This window comes from Polynucleobacter wuianus (genome assembly GCF_001659725.1).
In the GTDB taxonomy this organism is placed as follows: domain Bacteria; phylum Pseudomonadota; class Gammaproteobacteria; order Burkholderiales; family Burkholderiaceae; genus Polynucleobacter; species Polynucleobacter wuianus.
In genome coordinates, this window is the sequence record NZ_CP015922.1 from 246,684 (window position 1) to 258,427 (window position 11,744).

13 protein-coding genes are annotated in these 11,744 nt (G+C 42.2%); 12 read left to right on the plus strand and 1 reads right to left on the minus strand.

All coding sequences use genetic code 11. The annotated features are described in order from the left end of the window. Nucleotides 1–38 precede the first annotated feature (38 nt). The 8 genes from A8O14_RS01300 (at nucleotide 39) to A8O14_RS01335 (ending at nucleotide 6,638) form a co-directional block, all read left to right on the plus strand. Nucleotides 39–851 (plus strand): YdcF family protein, encoded by an 813-nt coding sequence (locus A8O14_RS01300; protein ID WP_228385088.1) that lies wholly within the window; start codon nucleotides 39–41, stop codon nucleotides 849–851. A gap of 113 nt (nucleotides 852–964) precedes the next feature. Continuing rightward, nucleotides 965–1,504 carry a YqgE/AlgH family protein gene (locus tag A8O14_RS01305; protein ID WP_068949654.1) on the plus strand — a complete coding sequence of 180 codons (540 nt, stop codon included), beginning with the start codon at nucleotides 965–967 and terminating at the stop codon, nucleotides 1,502–1,504. A gap of 1 nt (nucleotide 1,505) precedes the next feature. Continuing rightward, complete coding sequence (gene ruvX, locus A8O14_RS01310; RefSeq protein WP_068947859.1) at nucleotides 1,506–1,907, plus strand: Holliday junction resolvase RuvX; 402 nt, start codon at nucleotides 1,506–1,508, stop codon at nucleotides 1,905–1,907. Between the two features lie 32 nt (nucleotides 1,908–1,939). Then, complete coding sequence (pyrR, locus tag A8O14_RS01315; protein WP_068947860.1) at nucleotides 1,940–2,440, plus strand: bifunctional pyr operon transcriptional regulator/uracil phosphoribosyltransferase PyrR; 501 nt, start codon at nucleotides 1,940–1,942, stop codon at nucleotides 2,438–2,440. Continuing rightward, nucleotides 2,440–3,408: an aspartate carbamoyltransferase catalytic subunit gene (locus A8O14_RS01320; protein WP_068947861.1), complete on the plus strand. Its 969-nt coding sequence runs from the start codon at nucleotides 2,440–2,442 to the stop codon at nucleotides 3,406–3,408. Before pyrR ends, A8O14_RS01320 begins: the two co-directional genes overlap by 1 nt. Before the next feature lie 21 nt (nucleotides 3,409–3,429). Beyond that, entirely contained in the window at nucleotides 3,430–4,779 is a 1,350-nt protein-coding gene (locus A8O14_RS01325; RefSeq protein ID WP_228385089.1) for a glycosyltransferase family protein, read from the plus strand. A 21-nt stretch (nucleotides 4,780–4,800) separates the two neighbouring features. Further along, a complete protein-coding gene (locus tag A8O14_RS01330; protein WP_068947862.1) occupies nucleotides 4,801–5,700 on the plus strand; it encodes a DUF6492 family protein in 900 nt (299 codons plus the stop codon). Next, nucleotides 5,700–6,638, plus strand: coding sequence for a glycosyltransferase family 2 protein (locus A8O14_RS01335; protein WP_068947863.1), 939 nt, complete (start codon nucleotides 5,700–5,702; stop codon nucleotides 6,636–6,638). The genes A8O14_RS01330 and A8O14_RS01335 overlap by 1 nt, the downstream gene beginning before the upstream one ends. 7 nt (nucleotides 6,639–6,645) lie before the next feature. Here A8O14_RS01335 and A8O14_RS01340 read toward each other — a convergent pair whose 3' ends face one another. Continuing rightward, nucleotides 6,646–7,527 carry an alpha-1,2-fucosyltransferase gene (locus tag A8O14_RS01340; protein ID WP_068947864.1) on the minus strand — a complete coding sequence of 294 codons (882 nt, stop codon included), beginning with the start codon at nucleotides 7,525–7,527 and terminating at the stop codon, nucleotides 6,646–6,648. 86 nt (nucleotides 7,528–7,613) lie between these two features. Here A8O14_RS01340 and A8O14_RS01345 point away from each other — a divergent pair, with 86 nt between their 5' ends. Genes A8O14_RS01345 through rfbD form a run of 4 tightly spaced genes read left to right on the plus strand, consistent with a single transcriptional unit; the run spans nucleotide 7,614 to nucleotide 11,725 of the window. Further along, the gene (locus A8O14_RS01345) at nucleotides 7,614–8,690 is read left to right on the plus strand and encodes a glycosyltransferase family 10 domain-containing protein (protein WP_068947865.1); all 1,077 of its coding nucleotides are present in this window, start codon (nucleotides 7,614–7,616) and stop codon (nucleotides 8,688–8,690) included. A 37-nt stretch (nucleotides 8,691–8,727) separates the two neighbouring features. Next, nucleotides 8,728–9,669, plus strand: a complete 942-nt coding sequence (locus A8O14_RS01350) for a glycosyltransferase family 2 protein (protein WP_068947866.1) — start codon at nucleotides 8,728–8,730, stop codon at nucleotides 9,667–9,669. 34 nt (nucleotides 9,670–9,703) lie between these two features. Further along, nucleotides 9,704–10,765: a dTDP-glucose 4,6-dehydratase gene (gene rfbB / locus A8O14_RS01355; protein ID WP_068947867.1), complete on the plus strand. Its 1,062-nt coding sequence runs from the start codon at nucleotides 9,704–9,706 to the stop codon at nucleotides 10,763–10,765. Nucleotides 10,766–10,777: 12 nt separating this feature from the next. After that, entirely contained in the window at nucleotides 10,778–11,725 is a 948-nt protein-coding gene (gene rfbD, locus A8O14_RS01360) for a dTDP-4-dehydrorhamnose reductase (protein WP_068947868.1), read from the plus strand. Nucleotides 11,726–11,744: the final 19 nt, after the last annotated feature.

Consider the following 11,744-nt stretch of genomic DNA (forward strand, 5'->3'; position numbering starts at 1 on the left):
GAGGGAAGCCCCGCCCAAAAGGGTTAAGATCATTACTAATGATGGATACGATCTTTTTTATTCTTTCGAAAGCAGTGCAGTTCTTTATAGAGCCACTTAATTGGGTTATTGTTTTTATTGTCCTGAGCTTGTTATTTCTGTCGCTCAGAAAGCCCGATTTATGCAGGCGCTTTTTACTCCTTGCTTTACTTGATATGCTCGTAGTGGGGTGGTTGCCCACTTCCGAATTAGGTCTCAGAGGTCTTGAGGATGCAATTCCTAAAACATCCTTAGCAAATCTCTCCGAAGGCGATATCGGCGGAATCATCATATTGGGTGGCGCGATCGAGGGTGGTCAAATATCCGTGGATCGTGGAGAAATCTCAATTTATTCATCTGCCGAAAGGGTGACGAAAGCTTTTGAGTTAATTCGTATATATCCCGATTTACCGTATATTTTTAGTGGGTACTCAGGCCGCATCAATCCTAAGGGATTATCTGAAGCAGATGCATTTAAGCAATTGATTGCGGAGCAGGGCTTGAGCGAAAAGATGGCCCATTACGAAAATCAGTCTCGCAATACCTATGAGAATGTTCGGTATATGAAGCCAATGATTCAGGAATTCGGGCTAAAGAATGAGACTGGAGGTTCAAAACCTTGGCTTTTGATTACCTCAGCCAGCCATATGTATCGCTCAGCGAAAATATTTGAAAAACAAGGTATTGCTGTTATTCCAATACCCGTTGATTATCAGACTGCAAACCACCTCAATTGGACCTCATTTGACCTAGAGGACGGCATTCAAAACTGGAATAAATTAGTTCATGAGGTAGTCGGTATTCTTGCTTATTGGATTACTGGAAAAATCTAGATATTCGGTAAAATAGTTACATGACTTCGGCCAATCAAGCCCCCCATAATTCAGATCCAGGGTCTTTAATCTCCTATTCAGCCGATCATTTAGCAAATCAGTTCCTCATCGCCATGCCAGGCATGGTTGATCCAAATTTTGCAAACTCTGTTATCTATTTGTTTGAGCATAACGAGCGAGGGGCAATGGGTTTGGTGGTCAATAAGCCTACTGAGGTTGATTTAGTTACTCTTTTTGAAAAGATTGAACTCAAGCTCGAAATTGCTCCTTTGCTAGAGCAACCTGTTTATTTTGGTGGGCCCGTTCAGGTTGAACGTGGGTTTGTCCTTCATGAATCAAATCCTCATCTTTCCTATAGTTCATCCTTAATTATTCCCGGCGGTCTTACGATGACTACCTCTAAAGATATTCTTGAGGCTGTAGCTATTGGCAATGGCCCTAGAAAATTCTTGATGACCCTTGGTTACGCGGGTTGGGGCGCTGGTCAACTTGAAGAGGAAATTACTCTCAATGGCTGGATGAATGTTCCTCTCGCGCGCGATCAAATGATGGAGATTATTTTTAATACCCCATCAAGTCAGCGTTATGAAAAGACAATGAGTCATCTTGGCTTTGATTTGTCATCTCTCTCTGGTGAAGCAGGGCACGCCTAATATGAGCGCACTCACTGTAATGGCTTTTGATTACGGTACACGTCGCGTTGGTATTGCAGTAGGTAATTCAGTAACGCAAGCGGGGCAAGCATTAAAGACAATTGCCGCCCCTAATATTGATGTGCTTTTCCAGGAAATCCAGATTCTTGTAGATGAGTGGCAACCCAATCAACTTGTGGTGGGTCGTCCAGTTCATCCTGATGGTGAAGAACATGAAATGACTGCCAAGGCAACCCGATTTGGGAATCAATTGCGTGGAAGGCTAAATTTACCTGTTACCTGGGTCGACGAGCGCTTTACATCTGCTATTTTGGAGGCGGACCCTAAGTTGCGGGACAATCTAGATGCGCATTCTGCAGCTTTAATTTTGGAGCAGTATTTTGCAGAACGGCCGCCGGCTTAAATGGAATCGAATCGAGAAGTGTTGGAATACAAATGAACGCTGAATTGTTATACGGAAAACTAGTTGATGCATTGCGCAATAGAGCGCAGGAAGGTTCTTTTGAGCTTGCCGGTTTAGCAATGGGCGGTGCCTGGATTGCAGAGCGTTTAGCTAAAGATTTGAGCTTACCTCATTATGGCGTGATTAATGTCGCTTTTCATCGAGATGACTACGCTGAAAAAGGCATGACTGCTCTGCGAACTGCGAGCACCATGACAACATATTTACCTTTTGATGTGAATGGCGCCAACATAATTTTGATTGATGATGTTTTGCTTACTGGTAGAACAGTACGAGCAGCCCTGAATGAACTTTTTGATTTTGGTCGCCCTGCATTAGTTGAGTTGATGGTTCTTGCGGACCGTGGCAATCGTGAGCTTCCCATAGGTGCAAACTTTGTGGGTGAACAAGTGCATGTTTCCGACAACCAAATTTTAGTTTTAGAAAAGAATGAAGCGGGTAAATTTAGCTTTCAGCTTGAGGAGCGCGAATAATGGGTTCAGGGGGCAACTTAGTGAATCAATTTAATGCCGCTGGAGAGCTAACACATCTTTTGACCTTAGAGGGTTTGCCAAAAGAACAGATCCTTCATATTCTTGATACTGCTCAGCAGTTTGTGAGCGTGACCGATCCGTCCAGAGAGGTAAAGAAAGTTCCTCTATTAAGAGGCAAAAGCGTTTTCAACCTCTTTTTTGAAAACTCTACACGTACTAGAACTACTTTTGAGATTGCTGCTAAGCGCTTATCAGCTGATGTCATTAACTTAGATATCTCTACCTCTTCTACTGCTAAGGGTGAAAGCCTTCTCGATACGATTGATAACCTTGTAGCAATGCAGGCAGATATTTTTGTGGTACGCCACAGCGTATCAAAAGCCCCGATTGAAATTGCTAGTCACGTACCAGCGCATGTACACGTTGTTAATGCTGGTGATGGTAGCCATCAACATCCAACCCAAGGTTTGCTGGATATGTATACGATGCGTCACTTTAAGCAGAATTTCAAAGGCTTAAAAGTAGCAATTGTTGGCGATATTGTGCATAGTCGTGTTGCTAAATCAAATATTCATGCGCTTACCACTTTAGGCTGTGAAGACATTCGTGCAATTGGCCCCGAGAGCTTACTACCTGGCGATCTCGATATGCTGGGTGTAAAAGTCTTTCATAATATGGAAGAAGGCTTGAAAGATGTTGATGTCGTAATGACCTTACGCATTCAAAAAGAGCGCATGGAAGTAGGGCAAGTGCCAGAGGGCGATGCTTTCTTTAGGCAATATGGTTTAACAACAACACGCTTGGCACTTGCTAAATCGGATGCAATAGTAATGCACCCAGGCCCCATGAACCGGGGTGTTGAGATTGATTCTGCTGTAGCTGATGGACCTCAATCAGTGATTTTAAATCAAGTCACTTTTGGTATTGCAGTGCGCATGGCGGTAATGTCGATCGTTGCTGCTAATTAATTTAGCCTATCGGAGTCTTACGTGAGTATCTCTATTCCACGTGTAACTGAAAAAAAGCGTTGGCTGATTATTTCCCACGCTTTCAATATGGATGGCCGCGCTGCTAGTCTTACGATTACCGATAAGATCCCTTATTTTCTAGATGCTGGCGTAGAGCCAATTGTATTGAGTGCGATCACAGGCCTAAAAGATGATCGTTTTCCTCACTTTCAATACATAGCTTGGGGGCCATCAGGATTTCGATTCGATTTTCGACACTGGATTGCAAACAAGTATGGTCGCGGCTGGTTTTATAAGCTAACAACCCGAACAGTTTCAATTTTGCTTGCCCCATTGATCGCAATTGAAAAGCTTTGCTTGGGCTACTCGAGTCAATGGTCGTGGTCTCTGCCAGCTTTTTTTCATGGTTACAGGTTAATTCGTGCTGGCAAGGTGGATGTTGTGCTTTCTGTTGGTAGTGCGTGGTCCGCTCACTTAGCTGGTGTTTGGCTTAAAAAGGTAACAGGAATCGAGCTTATTTCAGAGGTTCATGATCCCTTAGTAATTCGCAAAAATCCAAACGATCAAGGCTTTAATAGGCCAAAGAATCGTGATGCTCGCTTTAGGCACTATTTAGAAAATCAACTCACACGGTTCCCAGATAAGGTCTGGTGGTTTACCGAAGGTGCCTTGCATTACGCTAAAGTACGCAACCCCAATTTAAATACCCTAAATAATGCTCATGGTTTCGTAGTGACGCCAGGTGCTCAGCCCCCTGGTAGTCTTAACAATAATCAAGCACACCAATATACGGATACATTAAATTTATGTCATTTTGGTTCGTTGGCGAATGATCGCTCCCTATCAACTATTCTTAGGGCTTTGATCCCTTTATTTCAAAAGCATCCTGAGGCGCGCGATTTAATACGAGTTCATGCTTACGGAGCACCATTAGATTCGCTAACAGTTGAGGCAATTGAAAAATTTGGATTTAGTGATGTGCTATTAGCGCATGGCCGCCTAGAGATTGACCCTCTCACTGGCAAGTCTGGTCGGCAGCGTGTGGCCGAAAAAATGCAAGAGGCCGATATATTGATATTACTGCACGGTAATGATGAGTGGTGCGCTGAATATATTCCTTCGAAGTTTTATGACTACCTATGGACGGGTAGACCTATTTGGGGAATAACCCATCGTAACCCTCAGCTTGATCAGATGCTGCTAGAGCGGGGCGCTTATTTAAGCGCTGAAGGCGATTCCGAAGGCATTGCTATGGCATTAGAGAGAATTTGGTTAGACTGGCAAGCCAAGCAATTAATTGAACCAATTTGGAAGCCGATTGGCGTAGATCAGGCAGTAAGTACTATATTGACCCATGTGCAAATTCGATAGAAATCATCACAGGAAAATCGCTTGAAAGATTTTGTTCTCTACTGTAAATCCTATGCACGAGATTTCTTGCGCCTAAAGCGGCTGCTGGAGTCTATCAATCAATTCAATTCTGATCGCTTAGATTTTTATATTTCCACCCCAAAAGCGGATAAAAATTTATTAGAGGAATCACTCGGTAAGAATGGTTACATTTGGATTGCAGATGAGGAAATTGTTGCTGCTAACCCTCACGCAGATCTAGAAAAATATAAGGCTATGCCTGGAAGCTTATCTCAGCAAATTATCAAATCAGAATTTTGGCGATTAGGTTTTTCTGAAAACTATTTATGCTTAGATTCAGATAGTTTCTTTATTCGAACCTTCTATAAGTCTGACTTCTTATCAAGCGATGGTGTACCCTATACGGTGCTGCATCAAAATAAAGAGTTGTTTCAACTTGCCGCTGATCGCGGACATGAAAAGGTTGGAAGAGATCTAAAACTAGAAGCGGAGCGTGTCAAAGCGTTATTTCATCGTAAAGGGCCAAATTTTTATTGCGCGCCAGCGCCATTTATTTGGTCGGCTAAAGTTTGGCAGTCATTAGCCGCAGAGTATCTCGAGCCTGAGGGCATTAGCTTATGGGACTTTATCAGTCCAGACCACCCAGAGACTTTAATTTATGGTGAAACGCTTCAACGGTATCGTGCCATTCCATTGATTGCAATTGAACCCTTATTTCGTACCTACCACTATGATTGGCAGTATTTCTTAATGAGGCGTTTAGGTGAAACTGAATTCAAAGTTGCTCAAAATTATTTAGGCATTATTTATCAGTCTGCTTGGGAAGCTGAGCTCAATCTTGGTCAATCGCAAAAATCCCTACCTTCACAATTGCTTAAGCGTATCAAGCGTTTTGGCCGTTACTTACAAAGCTTTATTTAATGACCCATTCTGCATCAAACCCATTGATCAGTGTTTTAATGCCAGCTTTTAATGTTGAGGACTATGTTGGACCCGCAATTGAAAGTATTCTCAATCAAACATATACCAACTTTGAGCTCATCGTCTTGGATGATGGCTCTAGCGATGGCACTGTGGGAATTATTGACGCCTATTCGGATCCGCGCTTAAAGAAAGTATTTCTCCCAGAAAACAAAGGCCTAGTGAGCGCCAGAAATGTCTTGGTGGGAATGGCACGGGGAGAATTTATTGCTTTTCTAGATTCAGATGATTTAGCGGATCCAAGGCGCCTTGAGTTGCAGTTGCAATATCTTCGATCTAATCACTTAGATCTATGTGGCACAGATCATATAGTTTTACATCAGAAGTCGGGCAAACTGAAATTCTCAAAGCAACGGCATTCGGATGCAGATATTAGGGCGATGATTACAGTGTGTAGTCCGCTGTGTAATCCATCAGTGATGGGGCGGTCAGAAGTATTGAATTTAGTACCTTATCTCCCAGGCAATGATGGTGCTGAGGATTACGTTATGTGGGTCAACCTGGCTCTAGCAGGTTGTAAGTTTGGAAATGTGCCAAAAAACTTAATCACATATCGCGTACACGACAATCAAATCAGTAAAGTGAAAAATGCTAAGGTGAATAATATTTTTGATAAACGTAGAAAGCAATATCTTAACACTCTAGGGATTAGCGATATTCTTATCCCAAGAAGGCTACCTTTGAAGGAAAGGTTAAGTTTGGCACCCCGTTTTTTATTTGCACTAAATAAAAAGATTCCAGGAATTTCTATCGGTGCCAATTATCAAATTTATTCTCGCTATCAGTTCAGGGGGAATGGTATTTGGACGCCGTTTACGCGTCTAGAGCGCGTGATTGTTGCGGCAGTTGCCTCTATTTGTGGGATGCTCACTAGTTAGACTGGTTTTAGATTCTTTGCCACTGTGGTGGCAATAGGTCATGCCAATATTTTTCGCGATCGTTCGTCCAGTGTTTCGGTGCTATCACCATAGGTGCTGGGCTATTGCTAAGCCATGCGCCCCACCAGCTCAAAGAGCTATTTGCGATCAAATGCTTTTGACAGCGGTTCATTAGAAAAAGCTCTTGTACGGGCGAACTATTTTCATTGGAGCTTTCAATAAAGCAGATTCTGTCTTGGTGAGGTAGGTTGGCTTTAGCCCAATCAAGATCGTCAGAGAAAACAAAAAATTGCGGATTGGAATCGGCAGCTAAAAGTAAATCCATACCTTTTTGGTAGTACTCTAGCCCTAAAAATCCGTGCACTTTTGCTGCATTAGGCAGATGTACATAATCGCCTCTGCGAATATGAATCATTGCAGAACGGCTACCCTCAATTTTTTCTAGATAATTTTGGTAATGGGTTGACAGAGGGGTAATAGGCTTAATCTCATCAATCAGATCTTGGCGAATTGACTCAAAGTAGTTAAAGGATTGCCAATATCCCATTAGATAGACATCTTGGCTGGCATAAGGCTTAAATGTATTAAGAGTCTGATTGAAACGAAATGGCCTATCCCTAAGCACGTATGGACTTAAAGGTAAGAATTTTTGGGCAATTCTACGCCACCTCTTTGGAGATTTAATGGCGGGACCTTGTTGTGCAATTTGGTAGTTAAGCCTGAGTTCTTGTAATAAAAAGTGCCTTGGCGTCACATCATCCCAGCCATGATTAAACCAGTCAATATCCAAAAGTAGTGACCCTTTTAATCTATTGCTAAGGGCTTTTCCAGTGGCATATTGGAAGAGTTGATTTCCAAGGCCGCCTTGAATTTGGGTTGTGATATTCATATCCCTATAATTAAAACATTAGATGGGGCATTGTTCTGGAATAGTGCTATTTAGGCCGAATTATTTTTTAAATGAATAGGTAATTTATGTTAACTGGCAGTATTTATGGGTGGGAGAACGGTCAGGACGATATTTTTAATCCACAGAGCTCTCGCAACCGTGATGATTGCCTAGAACCTATGCGTTTGATGTCTGCGGTAGCGCGTCAAAATGGCATCGAGCTTCATACTGCTGATGTAAATGCTCAAAAGCATTTAACCCCTGATTTTTCGCTTTATGTTGAATCAATCGATTTTGTTCCTTGCGGCGCCAAGAAAAACTATCTTATATTGTATGAGACACCGCTTACTATTCCCAGAAACGCTGATAGCTGGTATTTAAATCAGTTTGACCGAATCTTCACCTGGAATAAAGATCTGCTTCACAATGGTCTTCAAGATTATCATGGCGGTATGGTAATGCGCGATCGATTTGTGCAGATTCAATACCCAAATCCCATTCCCAAAGAATGTAGTGGGGATTTTCAAGGCCCTACATATACCCAGCGTCAAGATTTTGTTTGTTTGATCGGTAGCAACCGCCATGCTAATTTGGTAGATGAGCGCGAGTTATATTCCCAGAGAGTTAAGGCTATTCAATGGTTTGAAAAAAATGCGCCTTTGGACTTTAAGCTTTACGGTAATGGTTGGAAAGTTCCACAAAAAAGATTGGGTAGTTTAGGTAAGCTACGTTATCGCATGGAAAAGGCTATACCTTTTTTACTAGGAAAACCGGTTTTTAAGAGCTATCAGGGGCCTGCTAAAACAAAGTATGAAGTTCTAAGTAAAACCCGGTTTTGTATTTGCTTTGAAAATGCTCGCAATATTGATGGCTACATCACTGAAAAAATATTTGATTGTTTTTTTGCTGGATGTATTCCGGTCTACTGGGGTGATGTTGGTATTGCAAACTATATTCCAGCTGAATGCTTTATTGATTTCCGCCAATTTGCTTCTTACTCAGATCTTTATCGATATCTCAAGAGCATGACTCCAGAACGGTTTGCTCAATACCAACAGGCCGCTAGAGAATTTTTATTGAGCAATCAATTTACCCCATTTTCTTCGCAAAATTTTGCTGATACTATCATTGGCCAAATCAAGGATGATTTTGCATTGGCCTAGCGCCTTATGAAGAACCTAGTTCCGTGTAAGATGTCTTATGTCTTTAATTAATCTATTTAAAAAGTCGAGAAAACCGATTGCCGAGTCGACCATTTTGTTGGCGGGGCCGGTACGAAATGCTTCTGCTCAAATTGAGAATGATTTGCGACATTTGCTGGCTAGCTTGGGTGGGTTTAAGAAGGTCTATTGCTTTGTTGTTGAGAGCGACTCTAGTGATGACACTGTCGCTAGGCTGGAAAAATTCTCAAAAACCTTTTCGAACTTTGCTTATGTGAGCGTAGGGGAGTTAAGCAAAAAGCTATCCAAGAGAACAGATCGTATTGCTTATTGCCGTAATCTCATTATTGATGCTGTTGCCAATAATACTCAATATGCACAAGTTGATTACATTGCTATGGCCGATATGGACGGTATGAATGGATTAGTTACCCGTGAAAAGATTGCTCAGTGCTGGGAGGTTCATGAGCCATGGGATGTTATTACTGCTAATCAACTTGGCGAATACTATGATGTCTGGGCGCTAAGTCATCCCTACTGGAACCCAATGGACTGTTGGGAGCAAAAACGTAAATTGGAAAACATTCTAGGTGATAAAGCTGCACAAAAGATTGCTGTAGGTTGTAAGCAGTCTCCAATTGACCCGCGTGCAGATTTAATAGAGGTGGACTCTGCATTTGGAGGTTTGGGTATTTACTCTCGCGAGGCTTTTTTAGCGGGACGATATGCTGGAACGGATGACCAAGCGGGTGGAATTGATGTGGCTGACCACATCCCTTTTCATCGAGATCTCAAAAAAAGGGGTTACCGCATCTTTATTAACCCGGCCCTAATTAATTGCGATAAAACCCCTGGGGGTGCAACTGAGGAACTTGCGCTCCCAAAACCAATAGGCGTTTTAAAATTATTTCAGATATTAGGTATTTTCTTATTTGGGAAGAAGCGTTTTAATAAATATCTTCGAATAATGCAAACGCCATAGATTTCAATTCTTAAAAACCAATTAAATTAAAACAATGATCTTAGTAACAGGTGGAGCAGGATTTATCGGTGCAAACTTCGTTTTGGGTTGGCTTTCCTCTTCCGAGGCTGAGGGTGTTATTAATTTAGACAAATTAACTTACGCCGGTAATCTTGCCAACTTGCAAAGCCTAAAAGTAGATCCGAGGCACATGCTTGTTCATGGAGATATAGGCGATAAAGGATTGGTTAGTAACTTATTATCTAAATATCGTCCACGCGCTATAGTAAATTTTGCCGCAGAAAGTCACGTAGATCGTTCCATTCATGGTCCAGCAGAGTTTATTCAAACAAACATTATTGGAACTTTTAATTTATTGGAATGTGCGCGAGAGTATTGGGCATCCTTGCGGGATTCTGAAAAAGAGGAGTTTCGGTTTCATCATGTTTCCACTGATGAGGTCTATGGTTCACTAGCACCCTCTGATCCCGCTTTTAAAGAAAGCAATCCCTATGAACCCAATAGCCCCTATTCCGCATCAAAGGCTGCATCAGATCATTTAGTACGCGCTTGGTTTCATACCTATGGCTTCCCGGTAGTGACAACCAATTGCTCAAACAATTATGGTCCTTATCATTTCCCAGAAAAGCTGATTCCTTTAGTGATCTTGAATGCATTGAATGGTAAGCCTTTGCCTATCTATGGAGACGGGCAGCAGATTCGAGATTGGTTATTTGTTGGCGACCATTGCTCTGCGATTCGCGAAGTATTGGCCAAAGGAAGATTGGGTGAAACCTATAACATTGGTGGCTGGAATGAAAAAGCCAATCTAGAGGTAGTCAATGCAATCTGTGCAATTTTGGATGAGTTAAAACCTCGTGCTGATGGTAAGTCGTATGCTGACCAAATTACGTTTGTAAAAGATCGTCCTGGTCATGATCGTCGCTATGCTATTGATGCTAGCAAGATTGAAGAAGAATTAGGCTGGCGTCCTGCCGAAACATTTGATACCGGTATTCGTAAAACGGTCCAGTGGTATTTAGATAATCCAGATTGGGTTCAAGGTGTAGTAACAGGCTCTTATCGGGACTGGCTTGAGAAGCAGTATCACAACTAATCTTATTGACTTATGGATATCCTTGTTTTTGGAAAAGATGGTCAACTAGGAAGAGCTTTTCAGGGGCAGTTGAACAATTCATCATTCCAAGCGGGTGGCAATGTTCTTTTCGTTGGTCGAGGTGAATGTGATCTCAGTGACTTAAGCCAAGTTAACGATATATTGATTAATATTAAGCCTCAGCTGATTATTAATGCGGCTGCCTATACTGCTGTAGATAAGGCTGAAACCGAGTCAGAATTGGCATTTGCGATTAACGCAAGCGCTCCAGAAGTAATGGCCAAATATGCTGCGGAACATGATGCAACGTTGCTCCATTTTTCTACTGACTATGTATTTGATGGGTCTAAGAAGGGTGCATATTCAGAGCTAGATAAGACGAATCCATTAAGTATTTATGGAAAATCCAAAGAAGCTGGAGAGCAGGCAATATTCAAAGCTTTTGCTAGCAATAGTAATAGTAATGGCAAGTATGCGGTTCTGAGGACTAGCTGGGTTTATGGTGATGGCCGCAATTTCATTAAAACCATTTTGCGATTGGCAAAAGAGCGCTCAGCTCTTCAGGTGATTCAGGATCAATACGGTGTGCCTACTAGCGCTTCTTGGCTTGCAGAGCTCGGGATTCATTTGGTATTTGATGAGGGTCAACTAAGACCATTCGCCTCAGGTATTTATCATGCAGTTCCTCAAGGAGAAACAAACTGGCATGGCTTAGCCTGTCTAGCTGTGCAGGCTGCCTTAGATGCAGGCCAAAAGTTGCCAACTTCTCTCGCTACCATTATCCCCATTCCAGCATCGGAGTACCCTCTACCAGCCCCGAGGCCGATGAATTCTCGCCTTTCCACTCAAAAGCTCCAACTTGAGCTAAAGCGCTTGGGTCTTGTGTCAAAATTACCCCATTGGGATACATCATGGAATGAGCAAGTAATTACATACGTTAATCAATTAACTCAGAATTAACGATTTGCTTCATCCTGGC